This is a genomic window from Lysobacter capsici (assembly GCF_014779555.2).
Taxonomy (GTDB): Bacteria; Pseudomonadota; Gammaproteobacteria; order Xanthomonadales; family Xanthomonadaceae; genus Lysobacter; species Lysobacter capsici.
This window is the reverse complement of the sequence record NZ_CP094357.1, coordinates 184,106-206,087: the sequence shown is the minus strand read 5'-3', so window position 1 is coordinate 206,087 and position 21,982 is coordinate 184,106. Positions and strand designations below refer to the sequence as shown.

14 protein-coding genes are annotated in these 21,982 nt (G+C 69.1%); 6 read left to right on the top strand and 8 right to left on the bottom strand.

Going from position 1 to position 21,982, the window contains the following annotated elements; genetic code table 11:
• Positions 1 to 38 precede the first annotated feature (38 nt).
• The 7 genes from IEQ11_RS00835 to IEQ11_RS00805 form a co-directional block, all read right to left on the bottom strand.
• Positions 39 to 803, bottom strand: a complete 765-nt coding sequence (locus IEQ11_RS00835; protein WP_191823024.1) for an SDR family oxidoreductase — start codon at positions 801 to 803, stop codon at positions 39 to 41.
• A 4-nt stretch (positions 804 to 807) separates the two neighbouring features.
• Complete coding sequence (locus tag IEQ11_RS00830; protein ID WP_036113340.1) at positions 808 to 1,434, bottom strand: YbhB/YbcL family Raf kinase inhibitor-like protein; 627 nt, start codon at positions 1,432 to 1,434, stop codon at positions 808 to 810.
• Between the two features lie 169 nt (positions 1,435 to 1,603).
• Positions 1,604 to 3,676 (bottom strand): tetratricopeptide repeat protein, encoded by a 2,073-nt coding sequence (locus tag IEQ11_RS00825; RefSeq protein WP_191823023.1) that lies wholly within the window; start codon positions 3,674 to 3,676, stop codon positions 1,604 to 1,606.
• A gap of 173 nt (positions 3,677 to 3,849) precedes the next feature.
• On the bottom strand, positions 3,850 to 4,473 hold the full coding sequence (locus IEQ11_RS00820) for an MORN repeat-containing protein (RefSeq protein ID WP_191823022.1): 624 nt from the start codon (positions 4,471 to 4,473) through the stop codon (positions 3,850 to 3,852).
• Positions 4,474 to 4,620: 147 nt separating this feature from the next.
• Positions 4,621 to 5,610, bottom strand: a complete 990-nt coding sequence (locus tag IEQ11_RS00815) for a YheT family hydrolase (RefSeq protein ID WP_057923367.1) — start codon at positions 5,608 to 5,610, stop codon at positions 4,621 to 4,623.
• 7 nt (positions 5,611 to 5,617) lie between these two features.
• Entirely contained in the window at positions 5,618 to 6,424 is an 807-nt protein-coding gene (locus tag IEQ11_RS00810; RefSeq protein WP_082124645.1) for a lysophospholipid acyltransferase family protein, read from the bottom strand.
• Positions 6,425 to 6,748: 324 nt separating this feature from the next.
• A complete protein-coding gene (locus IEQ11_RS00805; RefSeq protein ID WP_191823021.1) occupies positions 6,749 to 8,068 on the bottom strand; it encodes a sugar MFS transporter in 1,320 nt (439 codons plus the stop codon).
• 444 nt (positions 8,069 to 8,512) lie between these two features.
• Here IEQ11_RS00805 and IEQ11_RS00800 point away from each other — a divergent pair, with 444 nt between their 5' ends.
• The 6 genes from IEQ11_RS00800 (at position 8,513) to IEQ11_RS00775 (ending at position 20,472) form a co-directional block, all read left to right on the top strand.
• Positions 8,513 to 9,568 (top strand): glucokinase, encoded by a 1,056-nt coding sequence (locus IEQ11_RS00800; RefSeq protein WP_046659688.1) that lies wholly within the window; start codon positions 8,513 to 8,515, stop codon positions 9,566 to 9,568.
• Positions 9,569 to 9,769: 201 nt separating this feature from the next.
• The gene (locus IEQ11_RS00795) at positions 9,770 to 12,442 is read left to right on the top strand and encodes a TonB-dependent receptor (protein ID WP_057920367.1); all 2,673 of its coding nucleotides are present in this window, start codon (positions 9,770 to 9,772) and stop codon (positions 12,440 to 12,442) included.
• A gap of 282 nt (positions 12,443 to 12,724) precedes the next feature.
• Positions 12,725 to 15,142 carry a family 20 glycosylhydrolase gene (locus IEQ11_RS00790; protein WP_191823020.1) on the top strand — a complete coding sequence of 806 codons (2,418 nt, stop codon included), beginning with the start codon at positions 12,725 to 12,727 and terminating at the stop codon, positions 15,140 to 15,142.
• A 257-nt stretch (positions 15,143 to 15,399) separates the two neighbouring features.
• Positions 15,400 to 16,038 carry a tetratricopeptide repeat protein gene (locus IEQ11_RS00785; RefSeq protein ID WP_096411607.1) on the top strand — a complete coding sequence of 213 codons (639 nt, stop codon included), beginning with the start codon at positions 15,400 to 15,402 and terminating at the stop codon, positions 16,036 to 16,038.
• Positions 16,039 to 16,311: 273 nt separating this feature from the next.
• Positions 16,312 to 17,508 carry an EAL domain-containing response regulator gene (locus IEQ11_RS00780; RefSeq protein ID WP_046659686.1) on the top strand — a complete coding sequence of 399 codons (1,197 nt, stop codon included), beginning with the start codon at positions 16,312 to 16,314 and terminating at the stop codon, positions 17,506 to 17,508.
• Between the two features lie 6 nt (positions 17,509 to 17,514).
• On the top strand, positions 17,515 to 20,472 hold the full coding sequence (locus tag IEQ11_RS00775; protein ID WP_191823019.1) for an ATP-binding protein: 2,958 nt from the start codon (positions 17,515 to 17,517) through the stop codon (positions 20,470 to 20,472).
• 714 nt (positions 20,473 to 21,186) lie between these two features.
• Here IEQ11_RS00775 and IEQ11_RS00770 read toward each other — a convergent pair.
• The gene (locus IEQ11_RS00770; RefSeq protein ID WP_191823018.1) at positions 21,187 to 21,849 is read right to left on the bottom strand and encodes an ankyrin repeat domain-containing protein; all 663 of its coding nucleotides are present in this window, start codon (positions 21,847 to 21,849) and stop codon (positions 21,187 to 21,189) included.
• Positions 21,850 to 21,982 lie beyond the last annotated feature (133 nt).

Below are 21,982 nucleotides of genomic sequence, written 5' to 3'. Positions count from 1 at the left end.
GGGCCAGCGCGCGCGCAGGCGGACGAGCGCGGCGACGCTTACAGAGTGCGGGTCTGGCCGCCGTCGACATCGACGATCGCGCCTTGCATGTAACTGGCCGCGTCGGAGACGAGGAACGCCACCACCCGGGCGATTTCGGCCGGTTCGCCGAAGCGCGCCACGCCGAGTTTGCGCGCGAGTTCGTGCGCGGCCTGGGCGGGGTCGAGGTCGCGCTCGCGGGCGATCGCATCGATCCGCACCTGGGTGCGCTCGGTCGCGATAGAACTGGGATTGACCGCGTTGACCCGCACGCCGTCGCCGACCCCGCGATCGGCCAGCGCCTTGGTCAGGTTCAGCAGCGCGGCGTTGACCGAACCGCCGATCGCGAACTCGGCATTGCCGGTGCGTCCGCCGATGCCGGCGATGTTGACGATCGCGCCGCCGCTGGCGACCAGCGCCGGCCACGCCGCGCGGCACAGGCGCACCGCGCCGAAGAACTTGAGCGCGAAACCCGCGTCCCAGTCGGCGTCGGAAAACTTGAGGAAATCGCCGCGCGGGGTCGCGCCGGCATTGTTGACCACGGCATCGAGACGGCCGTAATGCGCCAGCGTGGCCTCGACGATGCGCGCCGCGGCGGCCGGCTCGGACAGGTCGGCGTCGATCGCCAACGCCGGCCGCGGCAATTGCGCGGCCAGCGCGTCGAGTTCGGCGCGCGAACGCGCGGTCAGCGCCAGCGACAGGCCCTGCGCCGACAACTCGCGCGCGATCGCCGCGCCGATGCCGCGGCTGGCGCCGGTGACGATGGCGACGCGGTCCGCGCTCATGGGCTTAGCCCTTTACCGAAGGATTGAGCGAATAGGTGCCATAGATCGACGCCTCGCCGAGCACATGGCCGTGCATCGCATGCAGCGCATCGGCGGCGGTGAAGCGCGCGTCCAGCGGCAGGCGCTCGACGTCCAGGGCGAAGATGCGGAAGAAATAGCGGTGCAGGCGCAGGTCGTTGGGCGGCGGGAACGGGCCGTCGTAGCCGTACCAGTCGCCGGCCATGTCCGGATCGCCGGCGAACCAGCCGGTGTAATCGTTGATGCCCTGACGCGCGCCTTGCGGCCCGGCCGGATCGCGCTTGCCGTGCGCGGTGACGCCGTCGCTGCAGCTGCCCGCGGCGATCTCGCGCACCTCGGCGGCGATGTCGGCGACCACCCAGTGGATGAAGTCGGCGCGCACCTGATGCTCGGGAATCTGCACGTCGGCGCGGCCGACCAGTTCGGGCACGGTCGGCACGTCCGGGTCGATGCACAGCAGCACGAACGAACGCGTGCCCTCGGGGACTTCGTCCCAGGCCAGATGCGGATTGCGGTTGGGCGCGAAGCCGAAGCCGTCGGCGGTGGCCTGGCCGGCGGCGAACTCGGCCGGCAGGCGCTGGCGGTGCTGGAAGCTGTTGCTGTGGATGCGCATCGGGAGAGTCCTTCGATGGGTTCGGATCGGAGCGGGGCGATCGGGTCTGAGCGATACGGTCCGGGTGGCTCGCGGATCGGCCCGGAGCGCGAGCATCGCATCCGCGCATGGCCGTGGATCGCGACCGGCCGCATCGCTGTGTTGCAGCGATACGGCCGCGACGGCGCGCTCAGGTATGCGGATAACCCAGGCGACGCGCGACCGGGGCCAGCAGCGCGAACGCCTCGGCCAACGGCTCGGCGTACTGGCGCCAGCGGCCGTCGGGCAAGCGCTGCGGCAGGCTCAGGCCGTTGGGCAGCGACACCTGCACGCGCAGCGCGTCGGCCAGGACCTGGGCGATCGCGGTCGGCTCGTCGCCGGTTTCGTCCAGCTTGACCAGCTTGTGCGGGAACAGATCGCCCTCGTGCAGGTCGGCGACCTGCTCCAGGGTCTGCGCCAGCCAGCGCGCGCCCTGTTCGGGCGAGGGCAGCGCGTACGGGGTCGGGCTGCCGTAGGCCAGCCAGTCCAGCAGCATGTCGCGCGGGTCGCGCACCGCGATCAGCAGCAAGGCTTCGGACAGATACGGACGCATCGCCCGCAGCAGGGCGTTGTCCCACCACAGCAGCCAGTCGAACACCGGGCCGTCGCCGACGCCGCGCGCGGGCAGCGCCGCGCGGTACATCTTGACCAGGAACGCCGGGTCCAATGCGCCGCTGAGCAGTTCGTCGACCGAGCCGTAGCGTTGCAGCGGATCGCTCGGCGGCTGTCCGCCGAAGCGGTCGATCAGCAGCGGCGCGCCGACCGCGCCGAGCACCTGGCCGATGCGTTCGACCCGCGAACCCGGCGCGCCCCACAGCAGCAGGATGCCGCGGGTGCCGTCGGCGACCGGCGCCAACGCCGGCCATTCGCCGCCGCCGCGCTTGCTGACCGTGTTGAACGGCAGGCGCTGGTCGACGACTTCGGCATGCAACTCGGCCCAGGTCGCCGCGGCGGCCTCGGGCTGGTCGGCCAGATCGAGGCTGCGGCCGAGCATCTGCCGCAGCTCGCGCTTGACCTGCGGGTCCACCGCCATGCCGATCAGGCGCTCGATGCGCTCGGCGGCGGCGTCGGGATCGCGCTCGGCCAGGTCCTGGACGATGCGCATCTCGGCGCGCACGTCGCCCGGGCTCAGTTCGACGATGCGATGGGCGATGGCGACGGCCTGCTCGTGTTCGCCGGCTTGGTCGTGGACCGCCGCGCGCGCTTCCAGCGCGGCGATATGGCCGGGCATGGCCTGCTGCCAGCGGTCGATCACGGCCAGCGCGGCGGCGTCGCCGAACGGCTCCAGCACCAGCCGCGCGCGCCACAGGTCGGCGGCTTGCGGATGCCGCGCGAGCGCGCCTTCGAGCGCCTCGCGCGCGCCGTCGGCGTCGTCCAGGCTGCGCCAGGCGGCGATGATGCCGTTGAGCGTGCGCGGGTCGTAGGGATGGGCGTCGAACGCGGCGCGCAGCAGCGGCAGCGCGCGCTCGGGGCGGCCGGCGTCGAGTTCCAGCTCACCGGCCCAGCGCTTGACGCCGAAGCCGGCATCGTCGCGCTGGGCCAGGTCGGCGATGCGGTCGGCGGCATCGCCGAAGCGCTGCTGCAGACGCAGCAGATCGGCGATCAGCAACTGCAGGGTCGGCTGTTCGGGATGGCGCTCGGCCAGGGTGGTGAAGGCCTGTTCGGCGAACGCCAGATGGCCCTTGGCCAGGTAGGCGAAGCCCAGGCCGTGCAGCACCTGCGGGTCGTCCGGGGCCAGGGTCGAGGCGTGGCTGAGCACCGCCAGCGCGCGGTCGGCGTCGCCGCGGCGCAGCGCGAGCACGCCTTCGATGGTGCTGACCTGCGGGTGCTCCGGCGCGATCCGCGCGGCGGTGCGGCCCAGGCGCTCGGCCTCGTCCAGATCGCCGCGCACGATCGCCAGCTGGGCTTTCATGATGTAGGCCGGGAACTGGTTCGGATCGAGCCCGATCGCGCGCGCGAGCGAGGCCTGGGCCTCGTCGAGCTGGCGGCCGTCGAGCTGGGCGCCGGCGCGTTCCAGGTACAGCTGCGCGTCCTCCGGGGTGATGCCGATGGCGCGGTCGAGCGCCGCCACGGCGCCTTCGCGATCGCCGCTCAGGCGCAGCGCGGCCGCATGCAGGCGGTGCGCGGTCGCGTCTTGCGGGTCGGCCGCCAGCGCCTGTTCGGCGGCGCTCAGCGCCTGATCCGCCGCGCCGCGGCGCAGGGCATCGAGGATGGATTCGTACATGAGAGATGCTTCGCGCGGGAATAAGAGCGGCGATTGTAGGCGCGCGCGCGGATTTGCGCCTTTTCCGGCTTCGGCGCCAAGGCCCGCGGGCACGGCGCTGCTGGCCCGACGGGACGGTTCTATCGACGGCCCCGACCGGCGCTGAGAGCCGACAGCTCCTGGGCGAGCACGCCTTACTTGCCGAGTGTTTCGACTTCGCCCTCGGACGAATAACGCACGCCATCGACCTGGGTGCCGTCGCGATAGCGCCCTTGCGAGCCGCTGCCGTCGCCGCTGGCGTACCAGGCGGGGCCTTCGCGGGTGCCGTCGACATAGGTGATCGTGCCGACCGTCTGCCAATCGACGTCGACCACATAGGCCTGGCCGTTCAACTCGTCGTTGGCGTACTCGCCTTTGACCCGATAGCCCGACGCGCTGAGCATCTCGCCGGCGCCGCTGCGTTCGCCCGCCGACATGGCGCCGACATAGCGCCATTTGTGTTTGCCATCGAAGTAGACGTCGGCGATGCCCGTGCCTTGCGCCGCGCCGTTCTTGCACGCGCCGCTCCAGCTCCATTGGGTGTCCTGCGACGGCATCGTCGCGACCAACGACAAGTCGCAGGGACGCGGCTGCGGCTTGAGCAGCGGCTGCGCCCGCACCGATTCGGCGTAACGCTGTTGCGCCTGCGCCACCGCCTCGGCGTAGAGCTTGGCCCGTTCGGCCGGCGTTTGCGCAAGTTCCGCGGCGGCGACCGCCGCGCTCGCGAGCATCGTCACCAGACCCGCCGACAGCAGGCACTTCGGAGCATCGATTCGCATATCGGCGTGTTCCCCACGACTGAACGGATCATCGGACTTGTCGCCCTGCCTGTGCTTTGCGCGCAGGCCTGGGCGCAGGCGACTGAGGGCAAGATACATGCGGCCCTGCCGGCAAGCGTCGGACCGCGACCGGGATCGCGCCGCGCCTCACCCCGACGCCATCGACTCCATCCGATCCGCGATCCAGCGCTCGGCGAACCCATCCAGATGCGCGTTCTCCAGGAACCCGCAATGCCCGCCCCACGGCGCGACCTCCAGCCGCGAATGCGCCGGCAACTCCAGATCGTTGAAATCCGCCACCGGGATCACCGGGTCGTCGACCGCCATCAGGATGCTCACCGGCACCTGGACCTGCGCCAGGCGCGAGCCGGCGACCGAATAGCCTTCGAAATAGCGCTCCAGGGTGCCGAAGTCGGTATGCCGCTCGACCATCCACTGGGTCAGCGGCCGCATGCTCAGGCCCAGGGTGCGATCGTCGAAATCGTGCACGCCCGGAAACAACTTGCGCTTGCGCGACAGGGATTCGCGCCACTTGCGCTCGAAGTACCACAGGTACAGCGGCAATCCCGACTCCATCGAGGCCATGGTCCGGCCCGGATCGAGCACCGGACACACCGCGGCCACGTGGGTCAGCGGCAGGCCGGCCTGCGGCGCGCGCAGCGCCAGGCGCAGGGCGAAATTGCCGCCCAGCGAATACCCCGCCACCGACAACGGCCGCAGCGGAAAACGCCGGGCGATCTCGGCGGTGGCTTCGACCACCTCGTCGATGCGGTTGGAGTGGAACAGGCCTTCGTTGAGGTGATGGGTGTCGCCGTGATCGCGGAAATTCAGCCGGAACACTTCGAACCCGCTCTCGAGCAACCGCGCCGCGGTCAGGCGCATGTAGTTGGAATCGGCGCTGCCTTCCCAGCCGTGCAGCAGCAGCACCAGGCCGCGCGCCTTCACTCCCGGCATCGCGCTGTGCAGGCCGTGCAGGCGCACGCCGTCGCCGGTTTCGATCAGATGCGGCTGGGTGTGCGCGCCGACCTGCGCCAGACGCCGCTCCGCGTGGCGCCGGCGCAGCGGGCTCGATCCCAGCGCCGACTGCACGTGCGCATTGCGTAACCAGCGCGGTGGCGCGTAGTCGGCGGCGGTCAGCATGGTCTCAGCTCGCCATCGCCTCGACGATGCGCTGCCGCGCCAGTTCGGCGATACGGCGGCGGCCATCGGCTTCGCCGGGCGCGATCGGGGTCAGGAAATGCACTTCGGCCAGCCGGCCGGGTTCGCCGAGCAGGCGCAGGAAATTGGCGAAGAAGCTTTCCTTGTCCTGGAACGCAACCACCGCCTGGGCATCGCCGTGCTCGCCGTAGCGCAGCGCCACCGGTTGCACCGGCACGCCGGCCTCGACCGCGGCCAGGAAGATGCGCGCATGGAACGGGCCGATCTCGCCGCCGCCGCGGGTGCCGCCCTCGGGGAACACGCCGACCGAGCGCCCGGCGCGCAGGCGCGCGAGCATTTCGTGCAGCACGCCGCCGAGCGATTCGGTGTTGCCGCGGTGATGGAAGATGGTCTCGCCGCGCGCGGCCAGCCAACCGACCACCGGCCAGCTGGCGATCTCGCGCTTGGCGACGAAGCCCATCATCCGCTGGCTGTGCAGGATCTCGATGTCGACCCAGCTGACGTGGTTGGCCACGAACAGCGTCGCCCCTGCCAGCGGCGTGCCGACCCGGCGCAGGCGGAAGCCGAAGATCCGCATCAACCCGGCCGACCAGGCGCGGATCAGACGATGTTCCAGGGTTTCGGCGCCGATCGGCAATTGCGCGGTCAGCGGCGAGGTGAGCAGCAGCAACAGCGGCAGGTGGATGAGCACATGCCACAGCAGCAGGGGCACACGGACGAGGTAACGCAGCGCGCGCGCGGTCTGCGCGCCGGTAGGCGCGACCGCGCCGGCGTGGGGAGGCGGCGCATTCATTACGTGCACGATACCGAAGCGCAGTCGCAGCGACCAGCGGCGATTGCGACGCGGACGGCGTTTAAAACGATTTGGTGAAAAGTTGACCGCTCGTTCGGGGCTGAGGCTGAACGAGGAGGACGGCTTGAGCAAGGCGGCAAGAGCACCCCCCCTGCCCCCTTTTATAAAGGGACGGGGCGGGACATGGCAGCAATGCTCACGCAGGTCAGGCGCAAGGCCGCGTACTGGCGCTCGACCGAAACCCGAGCACGCCAGAACGCGGCGACCCGTCCCTTTGAAAAAGGGGGCCAGGGGGGATTCGCTCTTGCTATCCCCCAGACAACCTCAATTCGAAGAAGACGCCGCCACCGCGCCCGCCGCCGCGCCGCGGCGATCGCGCAGGCCGACCTTATGCCCGGCCTGGGCGAAGTACAGGATGTACAGGTAGCACGGCACCATCAGCAGCAGGAACACCAGCTGGAAATCCAGGTGCTGCTTGAGCACCGCGTACAGCTGCGGGACCACCGCGCCGCCGGCGATGCCCATGATCATCACCGCCGAACCGACCTCGGTGTGCCGGCCCAGCCCGCGGATGCCCAGCGGAAAGATCGCCGGCCACATCATCGCGTTGGCGAACCCCAGCGCCGCCACGAACCCCACCGACACATAGCCGTGGGTCGCGAACGCGCCGATCGTCAGCACCACGCCGAGCACCGCCGACAGGCTCAGATAGCGCTCCTGCGAGATGAAGCGCGGAATCACGATCAGACCGACCACGTAACCGACCAGCATCCCGCCCAGGGTCAGCGAGGTGAAGAACTTGGTCTTGTCCAGCGGCAGGCCGAAGCTGTGGCCGTAGGTGCCGATCGCGTCGCCGGCCATCACCTCCACGCCGACGTAGACGAAGATGCACAGCGCGCCGAGCCACAGGTGCGGGTAGCGCAGCAGGCTGCGGCTGTCGCCGGCGCCGTCGGACGCGGAGCGATTGGCCTCGGCCGCGCGCAACTCGGGCAACGGCGAAAACAGCACGCCGACCGCGAGCAGCGCCAGCAACCCGGCCATCAGCAGATACGGCCCGTGGATGCTGGAGGCGAAAGTATTGAGCAACTGCGCCTTGGTGGCCGGATCGGCCGCCTTGACCTGCTCGGCCAGGTCGCCCATGCCGTGCAGCACCATCGTGCCGAGCACGATCGGCGCGAGGATGCCGGCGATCTTGTTGCATATGCCCATCACCGCGATGCGCTGCGCCGCGCCCTCGATCGGGCCGAGGATGCTGATGTAGGGATTGACCGCGGTCTGCAGCACCGCCAGGCCCGCGCCGATCACGAACAGACCGCCGAGCGCGCCGGGGTACCAGCGCTGGGTGGTGAACTCGCCGAACACCGCCGCGCCGATCGCCATCACCAGAAGGCCCAGCGCCATGCCGCGTTTCATGCCGGTGCGGCGCAGGATCGCCGAGGACGGCACGGCGAGAAAGAAGTACGAAAGATAGAAGGCCATCGGCACCAGGAACGCGCCGACCTCGTCGAGATCGAAGGCGAGCTGGGCGAAGGCGATCAACGGCCCGTTGAGCCAGGTGACGAAACCGAACACGAAGAACAGCGCGCCGATGATCGCGATCGAGCCCAGATACCGCGGCTGAACGTTGGCGTTGGAAACCGACATGTGACTCCCCTCCCAGAGCAGCGGGGACCGCCCGCCACGTCTCGCAGTCATCCGGCTTGACCGGTACGACAAACGACCGCCCAACGTTGTCACAAGTCCGCGGCCCACGCCAGCGCGAGCGGTAAAAAAGCCCTGAAACCCCCGTCATACCGTGATCCACGACGCGCGGACGCATGTTGCGACGCACAAGAAAATGGCGCTTTAAATCCACCATTGCGCGACCGGATGGGTGTTTCTGACGGCGCTGTTGACAACGTTGTCAAACCCGGAGCACTCTCGGCGCCGCCAGGGGAAACCGATGGGCAGCCGTGGAGGGCGCATGCAGTGGGACACGCTGTTAGGGGCACGGGTCGCAACGACGACCGTGTCGCGGGGACGCATCGCGAATGGACCGATCGACGCGCAAGCGCCGCGCGTCGCGCCGCGCCGTTCGAAGGGATGCGCATGAGCGCCGCGCCCAGGCTGACCGCGGCCGTGAATGCGTCCGAGGGCAGCTTCATCGCCGCCGATGTCGGCGGCACCCATACCCGCGTCGGCCTGGTGCGTCCGGGTAGCGACGCGACCGTGGCCGTGCTCGCCCACCGCAAGTACGTGTGCGCCGATTACCCCGGGCTGGCCGCGATCCTGGCCGAGTTCATCGCCGGCAACGGCGTGGGCGTGGACCGGGTGGTGATCGCCACCGCCGGCGTCGTGCTCGACGACGAGGTGGTCAATTCCAATCTTCCCTGGCGCATCTCGCTGTCGCAGCTGCGCAGCGAACTGGGCCTGCACGAAGTGCTGGTCATCAACGATTTCCAGGCCAACGCCAACGCCGCGCAGTGCATGGCGCCGGCCGACTCCACCCTGCTCACCCCGGGTGTCGGCGACTCCGACGCCACCGCCGGCCCGGTGCTGGTGATCGGCCCGGGCACCGGCCTGGGCGCGGCGGTGCGCATTCCGCACGGCAACAGCACCGTGGTGCTGCCGACCGAATCGGGCCACACCGCGTTCGCGCCGGGCAACGCGCGCGAAGCCGACATGCTGCGCCTGGCCCAGCAACGCGGCCAGACCCACGTACCGACCGAATACTTCGTCTCCGGCCCCGGGCTGGTGAATCTGTACAGCGCGCTGTGCACGCTCAGCGGCGCGGACGCCTCGCTGCGCGCGCCGGCGGCGATCACCGACGCCGCGCGCCGCGGCGAAGCGATCGCGCGCGAAGCGGTGCTGACCTTCTGCGCGCTGCTAGGCAGCGTGATCGGCGATCTGACCGTGATCAGCGGCGCCAAGTCGGTGTTCATCGCCGGCGGCATCCTGCCGCAACTCAAGGACTTCGTGCCCGACAGCCAGTTCCACGCCCGCATGCTCGACAAGGGCGTGATGCGGCCGGTGCTCGAACGCGTGCCGGTGCGGCTGATCGAAAACGAACGGCTCGGCGTGATCGGCGCGGCGAGCTGGTACCTGCAGCACCTGGCGCAGACGGCGGCCGACGCCGAGCCCGCGCCGCGGCACCCCATGCAGTAAATGCGAGGCCGCCGCGCGCGCCGCTCACGGCGCGCGCGACATCGCGGATTCGCATCGAAGGCGGCAGTACCGCAACACCCCGGACGCGGCGTTCGCCGCGGCCGGATCGCATCAACGTACCCGCAGTCAAAACACCGGACTTGGCGACGAACCGGTTCCCCGGACGATCGCACAGCCATCACCGCCCGAGGGAGGAACAAAATGAAAGCGCGCAAGACCATCTTGTCTGCCAGCATCGTCACGGCCCTGTTGATGGGTCCTGGCCTGGCGTTCGCCCAGGACGCGGCCCCGGCCGCCGCCTCGCAAGCCACCGATCTCGACACCGTCGTGGTCACCGGCATCCGCGCGAGCCTGGAAAAATCGCTCGACACCAAGCGGGCCAACGTGACCGTGTCCGAAGCGATCACCGCCGAGGACATCGGCAAGTTCGCCAGCACCAACGTCGCCGAAGCCATGTCGCAGATTCCGGGCGTGACCCTGGATCGTCGCTTCGGCCAGGGCGAACGCGTCAGCATCGACGGCACCGATCCGAGCCTCAACCTGTCGTTCCTCGACGGCCATCCGGTCGCGCAGGCGATCTGGCTGTACGGCGAACAGCCCAACCGCGGCTTCGACTACACCCTGCTCGCGCCGGAAATCCTCGGCCGACTGGAAATCATCAAGTCCTCGGAAGCGCGCATCACCGAAGGCAGCCTCGGCGGCACGGTGCTGATGCACACGCGCAAGCCGCTGGACCTGGACGCCAACTCGGTCGCCGGCTCGGTCAGCTACAACTACAGCGATCAGGGCAGCAAGGGCCGCCCGAGCGCCTCGGTGCTGTACAGCTGGAAGAACCCGCAGGAAAACTTCGGCGTCTCCGTCGCCGCGCAGCACTACGAAGAACAGGTCGACCGTCAGGGCCTGGAGATCTTCGGCTACGCCAAGGCCTCGACCTTCACCAACGCCGCGCGCGCCGGGCTCGACCCGAACGCGGAAGTGCCCAACTCGATCAACGCGGCCTGGTTCCAGCAGCACCGCAAGCGCGACAGCGCCGTGGTCAATCTGCAGTTCCAGCCCAACGATCAGTGGAACATCGATCTGCAGGGCCTGTACATCAAGGAAAACTTCGACAACTACAACCAGTCGTTGTACAGCTTCCTGACCTGGAACGACGGCACCGTCGGCGCGGTCAACCAGCTCGGCGACGCCAAGAACGGCGTGGTCACCAGCGGTCATTCCAACGCCAACGCCGATCCGCTCGGCGGCACGGTGATCTACGACAACAACGTGCGCGAGTCGGAAGTCGTCACCAAGGGCATCGACCTGCGTACCTCGTTCAAGGGCGAGGGCTGGGGCTTCAAGGGCCAGATCGGCAGCAGCAAGTCGGAAAACGAAAACCTGGCGCAGTACTTCATCGAGCCGGTCTACAACGGCGGCTTCAGCTGGGACATCAACCGCGGCATCAAGTTCGACAACCCCGACGCCGCGCGCAATCCGGCCAACTGGGGTCCCGCCGGCGGCGTGGCCAACGGCTGGATGGGCAACAACGGCGTGTTCTCCACCGAGAGCAAGGACACCTACGGCCAGGTCGATTTCAATGTCGAGTTCGACAGCGCGATCAACAACCTGCAGTTCGGCGTGCGTCGCGCCAAGCATGAGGAGTCGTTCGACCTCAACATCTACGGCCCGGTCAACCGCGGCACCTTGGCCGACGTGGGCACCATCGGCCTGACCGACATCCGCGGTTTCACCGGCGACCACGGCCGCCACATCCAGGTCGGCCGCGGCAACGTGCTCGACTGGGTCAAGGGCAGCCCGCTGGACTTCAACAACCCCGACGCGGCCGGCTACCTCAACAACAGCTGGGCGCTGGAACAGACCAACACCGCCGCTTACGTGCAGGCCGACTTCTCGGCCGGCGCCTGGCGCGGCAACTTCGGCGTGCGGTACGTGGAGTCCAAGACCGACGCCAGCGGCTTCGTCTACGGCGGCGCGCCGAGCCTGACCGATCTGGCCAGCAAGTGGCAGACCAAGTCGAGGAAGGAGGATTTCTTCCTGCCGTCGTTCAACGTCGTCTACGACACCGGCAACGACGTGCTGCTGCGTTTCGCCGCGGCCAAGGTGATCGCCTGGGCGCCGTACAACCAGATGGTCAACAACACCTTCCTCAACGACACCACCTACACCGGCAGCGGCGGCAACGCCGAACTGTCGCCGTACGAGTCGACCAACTTCAACCTGTCGGCCGAGTGGTACTTCGCCGAGCAGTCGGTGCTGGCCGCCTCGGTGTTCTACAAGGACATCGACAACTACATCGACAGCGCGGCCCGGATCGAGCGTCAGTACAACTCGATCCGCGACACCAACCGCGTGGTGTTCGACACCACCCTGGTCGGTTTCCACGGCTGCACCGCCGACGGTTATTGCGATTACGACATCCAGCGTCCGCGCAACGCCGGCAAGGGCAAGGTCAAGGGCTTCAACGTCAGCTACCAGCAGCCGTTCGCCGACACCGGCTTCGGCATGACCGCGAACTACACCTACGCCGACGGCGAGAACAACACCGGCGATCCGCTGCCGTACCAGTCGCGCGACAGCGTCGCGATCAGCCCGTACTACGAGAAGGGCCCGCTGAGCGTGCGCCTGTCGTACAACTGGCGCAGCCATTACCTGGCCGGCGGCTACGTGGCCGGCGCGGCGCCGGCGAGCGTGGACGACTACTCCGAGCTGGGCGCCAGCGTGGGTTGGAAGTTCAACGACAACATGGGCCTGTCGTTCGACGCGATGAACATCCTGGATGAAGAGTACGTGCAGTACTCGGGCAACCAGGACAAGCCGGTCGGCAAGTACCACAGCGGTCGCCGCTACATGGCCGCGTTCCGGTTCAACTTCTGATCGGCCCGTTCGGCGATCGAAGCGGTAAGCGCGCGTCGGCCGCAAGGCCGGCGCGCGGCAACGGTCGGGCGATGGCGCAATCGCCCCGCCGCTGACACCCGAAGCCCGGCACTTGCGTGTCGGGTTTCTTTATTTGGGGATTCGGGATTGGAGATTCGGGATTCGGGCTGGGTACGAGCGTATGTGAGCCGAGGCTCCCATTCACCGGCGATCCCGCAAGCCCCCAATTTTCGAATCCCGAATCCCAAATCTCGAATCCCGATTCCAAACCCAAGGCCCCCGATGAAGACGCGCACGACCCGCAGCCTGCTCGCCGCCGCCGCTCTGGCCGCCGCCTTGACCGCCTGCCACGGCGCCGCGCCACGCGAGGCCGCCGCGCATGTGCAGGCCGCGCACAACGGCGAACCGGCCAGCGCAGCGCGTGACACCGACACCGTCGCCGCCCATCGCACCGCGATCATCCCGCGTCCGCTCAAGACCCAGGCCCAGCGCGGCCAGTTCGAATTCGGCGCGAACACGCCCGTGCAAGTGCATGCCGGACAAGCCGGCGAACGTCGCGTCGCCGATTACTTCGCCGCCAAGGTGCGGGCGCTGCGCGGCTTCGCGCCGTCCGTAGCCGAAACTCAAACCGAATCCAAGAACACGCGAAACGCGATCGCGCTGAGCCTCGAGCCGGACCTGGCGATCGGCGAGGAAGCCTATGTGCTCGACATCCAGTCCGACGGCGTGCGCATCCGCGCGCGCACCGAAGCCGGCCTGTTCTACGGCGCGGTCAGCCTGTGGCAATTGCTCACCGCCGACGGCGGCCAGGGCGCGACCCGGATCGCGGCGCAGCGCATCGAAGACGCGCCGGCGTATCGGTGGCGCGGCGTGATGCTGGACGTGGCGCGGCATTTTCGCGGCGTCGACGAGGTCAAGTCGGTCATCGACCAGATGGCGCTGCACAAGCTCAACACCTTCCACTGGCATCTCACCGACGATCAGGGTTGGCGCATCGAGATCAAGCAATACCCGCGCCTGACCCAGGTCGGCGGCTGCCGCATCCTCGCCGGCGCCAACGGCCGCGATGCGCAGGGCAAGCCGCAACCGTATTGCGGTTACTACACCCAGGAACAGATCCGCGACGTCGTCGCCTACGCCGCCGCGCGCCACATCACCGTGGTGCCGGAAATCGAGATGCCGGGGCATGCGCAAGCCGCGATCGCGGCGTATCCGAACCTCGGCGTGACCGATGTCGTGCGCAAGGCGCCGCGGGTGTCGCCGGACTGGGGCGTGCATACCTATCTGTTCGGCGTCGACGATTCGACCTTCACGTTCCTGGAAAACGTGCTCGACGAAGTCGCTGGGCTGTTCCCGTCGAAGTACATCCACATCGGCGGCGACGAAGCGGCCAAGGACCAATGGATCGCGTCCAAAAAAGTGCAGGCCAGGATCAAGTCGCTCGGGCTCAAGGACGAGATGGCCTTGCAGAGCTGGTTCGTCGGCCGCATCGGCCAACACCTGCGCAAACACGACCGCATCCTGCTGGGCTGGGACGAAATCCTCGAAGGCGGCCGCCTGCCGGCCAACGCGACGGTGATGTCCTGGCGCGGCACCGCCGGCGCGGTCGAGGCCGCGCGCGAAGGTCATGATGTGATCGTCGCGCCCGATCGGCAGCTGTACCTGGACTACGTGCAGAGCGATCGCGACGACGAGCCGCCCGGACGCTTCCCGGCCAGCACCCTGCGCAACTTCTACGATTTCTCGATCGTGCCGGCCGAACTCACCGCGCAGCAGAGCAAGCACGTGATCGGCGCGCAGGCCAATCTGTGGAGCGAGCACCGACGCAGCTTCGATCGCATCCAGACCACGCTGTATCCGCGCCTGGATGCCTTGGCCGAAGTGGTGTGGTCGCCGCCGTCCAGCCGCGACTGGAACGATTTCCAGCAACGCCTGGCGCCGCAGCTCGCGCGTTACCGCGCCCAGGACGTATTGGTCAGCGATGTCGCGTATGCGGTGTCGTTCAAGGTCATCGATGGCGCCGACGGACAACCGCAACTGAGCCTGTCGAACCAGGCCGGCTTCGGCGAGATCCACTACCGCAGCGACGGCGGCGACCCCGACCCGGCGTCGCCGCGTTATCGGCAGCCGCTGCCGGCGACGCCGCCGCTCGACCTCGTCGCCACCCCGTTTTTCGACGGCCGAGCGCTGGCCGCGCCGCGCCGTTTCAGCGCCCGCGATCTGGCCGGCCTGAGCCGTCGCACCAGCGCCGGCCTGCGGCCTTGCCGCGAGGGCTACAACCTGCGCCTGGAGGACGACGCCGCGCGCGATGGCGGCCGCGACGGCGAGCGCGCCGCGCTGACCGTCAACCTGATCGATCCGTGCTGGATCTACCCGGCCGCCGCGCTCGACGGCGTCGGCGCGATCGAAGTCCAGGTCGGCCAGCTGCCGTACAACTTTCAGCTCTGGCACGACACCGACAAGATCGTGACCCGCAAGGCGGTGCAGGGCGGCGCGATGGAAGTCCGCCTCGACGATTGCAAGAGCGCACCGATCGCGCGCCTGCCGCTGGCCGCGGCCAAACGCTCCGACGGCATCACCACGCTGCGCGCCAGACTGCCGGCGCACAGCGGTCGCCACGACCTGTGCTTCGTGTTCGCCAGCGGCGCGCACGATCCGTTGTGGGCGCTGGACGCGGTAACCCTGCATCCGCCGGAGTGATTCATCTGCCTGACTGCAGGAGCGGCGTAAGCCGCGACCGCGATAACGCGATCACGATGGCCCACGTCGTAGTTGCGTTGTCGCGGTCGCGGCTCGCGCCGCTCCTGCAGTGAGGCGGCCAAGCCTCGCGTTTAACATACGCGAGAGCATGCTTTCTACGTACCGACTATGCGTAATTGGGCGAAGTATGTGCGCCCGTTCATGGAACCGGCATTCGAACGGTTAGCATATGAGCGCCTACAGGGGGATCCACGTACATGTTCACGCGTAAATTGTTATTGGCCACGGCACTCGCCGCGGCCTTGTTCGCCGGCGCCGCCGGCGCCCAGACCTTGCCCAAGCCGAACGAGTTCTACTTCGACGCCGACGCGCAGACCACCAAGCCGGTGATCGCGGTGCGCGAAACCGGCGACGCGGCGACCGATCGCCTGGCCAAGATCCTCGAACGCAAGGCGCACGCGCCCAACGAAGCCGCCCAGCTCGCCCATCTGGCGATGCAGGCCGGCCGCAACGACCTGGGCCGTCAGCTGTACGGCCGCGCCTTGCGCGAAGTCGACGGCGGCAGCACGTTCTGGCGTTCGATCAACTGGAACTACGCCTGGGATCAGTTCCGCGCCGGCGCGCCGGAAGACGCGTTCAGGCTGTGGGCCACGATCCACAACGCGCGCACCGTCAACGCCTCGTGGATGCCGCCGACCTACGCCCTGGTGCTGTGGACGCTGGGCCGCAAGGACGAAGCGGTGCAGTGGTACGCCGCCGCGGTGCGCACCGAGCCCGACCAGTGGCGCACCAGCGCGCGTTACGCCGAGCTGCTGCCGGAATGGCGCGACAGCGAGCGCGCGACCCTGGCCGAAGTGCAGCAGGCCTGGGCCGCGAAACCGCCGAAGTGGCCCTGAGCCCGATCGGCTGAATCGCGCGGGCTCAGGTGCATGCAACGTGTGCCTCGCCGCGGCGCTCGCCGACACGCGCGTGCCGCCATCGCGATCCGACCCAGTCAGACACCGATAGCGTGACCGGCGGCCACTGCGGCGCCGGTCGCCGATCACGCCCGCCGCGCGCCGCACCGGCCGTTCGCGCTGCTTGTTCCCGTTGAACTCCCTACACGGCTAAAGTCGCCGTACGCGGCCGACGCGGTCGGCCTGTGGTTGCGTTGCGCGGCCGGGGAACTGATGTCCATATCGGCACTGAGCGTCCTGGTGGTCGAAGACCACGGCTTCCAGCGCCGCATGGCGCTGCGCCTGCTGTCGGAACTGGGCGTCGCCCGCGCCTTCGAGGCCGCCGACGGCGCCAGCGCGCTGCGCCTGCTGGAGGCCATGACGCAACCGCCGGACGTGGTCATGGTCGACCTGGACATGCCGGGCATGGACGGGATCGAATTCATCGACCACCTCGCCCAGCGCCATCTGGCCCGCGCGGTGCTGGTGGTCAGCGCGCTCGACGCGGCCTTGCTGCATACCGTGCAGACCATGGCCCGCGCCTGCGGCCTGCGCGTGCTCGACGCGGTGGCCAAGCCGCTGACCAAAGCCAAACTGGCGACGGCCCTGGGCAGCCTGCGCGAAACCACGGCCGACGTGGAGGAAGACTCGCCCGGCGAGATCACCACCGAGGCCGTCCGCGCCGCCCTGGCCGGCGGCGACATCGTGCCGTGGTTCCAGCCGCAGGTGGAGCTGAGCAACGGCCGGGTGATCGGGGTCGAAGCGCTCGCGCGCTGGCGCCGCGGCGACGGCCGGGTGATCCTGCCGCAGCATTTCGTGCCGGTGCTCGAGCGCGATCACCTGCTCGACGAACTGACCGAACGCATGCTCGCCCAGGCCTGCCGCTGGAAGCGCGACTGGGACCGCGCCGGGCTGCGGCTGAAGCTGTCGGTGAACGTCTCGGCCTCGACCCTGGACGACACCGGCGCCGCCGACCGCTACCAGCGCATCGTGCGCGAGGCCGGGGTGGATCCGGCCGAGATCGTGCTCGAACTCACCGAGAGCTCGCTGATGGCCGACGCCGCGCGCGGCCTGGCGGTGCTGGCGCGGCTGCGGCTCAAGGGCTTCGGCCTGTCGATCGACGATTTCGGCACCGGCTGGTCGTCGCTGTCGCAGCTGTCGCAGGTGCCGTTCACCGAATTGAAGATCGACCAGGAATTCGTCGCCGGCGCCAGCCAGCAGCCGCGCAAGCGCGCGGTGGTCGAGGCCAGCCTGGACCTGGCGCGCAAGCTCGGCCTGGACGCGGTCGCCGAGGGCGTGGAAACCATCGAGGACTGGCAGATGCTGGCCGAACTGGGCTGCACCACCGCGCAGGGCCGGCTGATCGGCGACGCCGTGCCCGGCGAGGAACTGCCGGCCATGCTCAGCCGCTGGCGCCGGCCCGAGCACTGAGCCGCCGTGTTCGCCTGGCTCGATCGTTTCAGCATCCGCCGCCAACTGTGGGGCCTGTTCGCGCTGTTCCTGCTGGCCGGCGCCAGCGTGCTGGTGATCGACGAAATCGAACAGCAGCGCGCGCGCCGCACCCTGCAGACCCTGCAGGACGACGCCCTGCTCGGCCTGCGCCTGATCAAGACCATCTCCGACGGCTACGGCCTGGACGTGGTCGACACCACCTTCCGCGTGCGCAACGACCTGGTCGGCTGGGACGAGGGGCTGGCCCGGGTCGAGGGCGCGCAGCGCCGCATCGACCAGGCTTGGCTGCGGCTGCAGACCCTGCCGCATACCGCGCAGGAAACCGAACAGCTGCACGCCGCCGCGCTGGCCCGCCGCACCGCCGACGCGGCCGCGGCCGAGCTGCGCGCGATCCTGCGCCGCCGCGACCTGCCGGCGCTAGGCCGCTTCGCCGACACCCGCCTGTACCCGGCGATCGATCCGCTGACCCAGCGCCTGCAGATCCTGTCGGACCTGGAACTCACCCAGACCGACGCGGTGGTGCGCGCCGACCTGGTGCGCAGCGAACAAGTCAGCCTGCTGCGGCTGATCGTCTCGCTGCTGGCGCTCGGGCTGGCCGCGCTGATCGGCCGGCGCGTGCTGCGCAACGCCTCGCGCGGCATCGACCGGCTGACCTGGCTGGCGCGGCGCATGCGCGATCACGACTACACCGCCGAACCCGGCGAGCTGCCGTCGGGCGAACTGGGCGCGGTGATGCAGGCCTTCATCGACATGCGCCGCGACGTGCTCGGCTTCGAGACCGAACTGACCGGCCAGCTGATCCGCAACGAACGCACCCGCGCCGAACTCGAACGCCGCGAACGCTTCCAGGCTTCGCTGCTGGATTCGGCGCAGACCGCGATCCTCGCGGTCGACGGCGACGGCCGCTTCACCCTGGTCAATCCTTTCGCCGAGCGCCTGCTCGGCGTGCGCGAGGCCGATCTGGTCGGACACGAATCGCTGCAAGCGGTGTTCGAACCGCGCGCGCTGAAGACCCTGGCGGCCGAGCTGAGCAACCAACTCGAGCAACCGGTGTTCGCCGACTGGACCGCGCTGCGCGAACTCGCGCGCAGCCACGCCGCGCCGCGCGAAACCCGTCTGCGCCATCGCAACGGCACCTGGGTGCCGGCGCTGCTCGCGGTCTCGCTCACGCGCGAGGGCGAGGACGACGCGCCGGGCCTGCTGGTGGTCGCCGCCGATCTGAGCGCGCTCAAGCGGCTGGAGCGCGCGCTGCGCGCCAGCGAAGCGCGCGCGCAGGACGCCAACCGGGCCAAGTCCTCGTTCCTGGCGGCGATGAGCCACGAGATCCGCACGCCGATGATCGGCGTGACCGGGATGATCGAAGTGCTGTCGCATTCGCGGCTCGACCCCGAGCAGCGGCACGCGCTGGAGGTGATCCAGCATTCCTCGCAATCGCTGCTGCAGATCATCGGCGACATCCTGGATTTCTCGAAGATCGAGGCCGGCCGGCTGGAACTGGCGACCGACGCGGTCAACCTGCCGGCGCTGCTGCGCACCACCGTCGCCGGCTTCCTCGGCGCGGCCTCCAGCCGCGGCGTGCAACTCAGCTGCCACATCGACCCGCGGATCGCGCCGGCGCATCACGCCGATGCGCTGCGGCTGCGCCAGATCGTCGGCAACTTCCTGTCCAACGCGGTCAAGTTCACTGAGCGCGGCGTGATTCAAGTCGCGCTGGAATACGAAGGGCGAGAGCTGACGAACCTGGATACGGACGCTGCCGACGCGGATTCGACGGCTACCGACAGCAGCGATCCGGCCTCCGGCGCGAAGGGACATTCAGCATCGGGCGTCACGCCGCCGCCCGCGCGCGACCTGCTGTGCCTGCGCGTCACCGACACCGGCATCGGCATCAGCGCCGAACAGCAGCAGCGCCTGTTCGAACCGTTCAACCAGGCCGACGGCGATACCACCCGCCGCTACGGCGGCACCGGCCTGGGCCTGGCGATCTGCAAGCGCCTGGCCGAATTGATGGGCGGGCAGATCAGCCTGCACAGCGAACCGGGCATCGGCACCACCTTGCGCCTGCGCGTGGCCCTGGCGCGCGCATCGCAGGCCGAACTGGACGCCGCGCCGGCGGCGTTGCCGACCCATCTGACGTTGGTGCCGCGACCGCTGCCCGACCTCGCCACCGCCGAGCGCGAACGCAGCCTGATCCTGTTGATCGACGACCACCCGACCAACCGCCTGGTGATCGCGCGCCAGCTCGCATTGGCCGGCTACGCCTGCGAAGCGGTCGCCAGCGGCGAAGAAGGCCTGCAACGCTGGCGCAGCGGCCGTTACGCGTTGTTGCTGTCGGACGTCCACATGCCCGGGCTCGACGGCTACGGCCTGGCGCGCGCGCTGCGCGAGGAGGAAGCGCGCGCCGGCATCGGCCTGGGCGACCCGCGCCGCACGCCGCTCCTGGCGCTGACCGCATCCGCACTGAAGGGCGAGGCCGAGGCCTGCCTGGCCGCGGGCATGGACGACTGCCTGATCAAACCGATCGCGGTCGCGCGCCTGGCCGCGAGCCTGCGCCAGTGGCTGCCGCATACCGCGCCGAGCGAACCGCCGCCGCCGAACCTGCTCGAAGGCCACGACCGCATGCGCGTGCTCGACGTCGAGGTGCTGCGGCGCCTGCTCGACGACAGCGACAGCGAAGCGGGCGACGTGCTCGACGATTTCCTGACCGCGACCGCGCAGGACCTGGCCGACCTGCACCGCGCGCACCGCGACGGCGACCTGAGCGTGCTGCAGCACGCGGCCCACCGCATCCGCGGCGCGGCGCAGCTGATCGGCGCGGTCGAGTTGAGCGAAGCCGCCGACGCCCTGGAGCAGGCGGCGCGCGCGCAGGATTGGAATCTGGCGTTGCCGTTGCTCAGCGATGTGGAAACGGCGGTGGAGCGGTTGCGGCGATTGCCGCGGTAGTGGTTTGCGGTTCGCGGTGGCGACAGCGGCAGCGGCAGCGGCAGCGGCAGCGGCAGCGGCAGCGGCAGCGGCAGCGGGGGATTGTCGCGCAACGGTTTTTACGCGCGTGCCCGAATTGGCTTGGCGGGCGAAGAGCAAATCTCCCCTAACCCCTCTTTGTCAAAGAGGGGGACCGCGGCGCGGTGGCGGGGTGGTTTCGTCGGATACCTGAGTGTTTCGCTGGAAGCGTCTGGGCAGATCGTCGACGCAAGTTCATTTGATTTTGCCGTTACTCAAGCCCCGCGCCGACGCAGTCCGAACGAACCAAAGATTCGCCGCTCATCCAGCGCGCGTCCGACACCAGCGAACCATCGCCCCACCCGAAAATCCCACCGCGACAAACAGCCCACTTTGCAAAAGGGGGCAGGCGCCTGCGCCACTACACCCAAGCGACGATCCCGCTGCGCCGGGGGATTCGCTTTTGCTTTCGTCGTTGCTCAAGCCCCACGCCGACGCAGTCCGAACGAACCAAAGATTCGACGCCCATCAAGCGCGCGTCCGACACGAGCGAAGCATCGCCAGCACCTCTAAAACCCCACCGCGACAAATAGCCCACTTTGTAAAAGGGGGCAGGCGCCTGCGCCACTACAGTCCAAACGACGATCCCGCTGCGCCGGGGGATTCGCTTTCGCTTTCGCTTTTGCTTTTGCTTTTGCCGTTGCGGTTGCTACCGCCTCACTTGGCCTGCGCATCCTCAATAGGAATCTGATGCTCCCGCAACCACTCGATCACCGCTTCGCGATCGCGTCGGGTCTGCGCGTTGAGGATCTTCTCCGGCGTCATGAACATGAAACGCTGAAAGCTCGCGCCCTGCACGTTGCGCGTGTTCGGGCTGGCGCCGGCCCGCAGCAGTTCCAGCGCATGGCCGAATTCGTTGACCTTGGCCGCCTGATGCAACGGCGTGTTGCCCATGCGGTCGGGCAGGTCGGGCTTCGCGCCGGCCTTCAGCAAGGCCTCGAAATTGTCCGCGCGTTCGCCCATCAGCGCCGCCGCCAGCGGCGTGGCCTGGGTGACCGTGTTCGGCGTGTCCGGGCTGACCCCGTGATCGAGCAGCACGCGCAGGTAGCGCGGGTGATCGGCCATCGCCGCCAGATGCACGACGGTCATGCCGTCGTCGCTGCCCTGGGCCGGATCGGCGCCGGCGGCGAGCAAGGCCTTCATGCCGTCGGTGCTTTGGTGGTACAGCGCCCACTGCAACGGCGTGACGCCCTTGGCGCCGCGCTCGTTGGGATTGGCGCCGGCCGCGGCGAGTTCGCGCACGCGCGCGGCATCGCCGTCGGCGGCGGCCTGCGCCAGTTCGGCGGTGCGCACATCGGTGAAGGCTTCGCTGGCTTGCATCGATCGGTTCCCGGGGCCTGCACACGCCGTGCAGACCGACAGCATAAGCAAGACGGCGGCGGCCATCACGCGCGAAGTGGTGCGATGCGGCTGGGCGAGGCTCGGGGTCATGCGGGCGCCTGCGGAGTCAGCG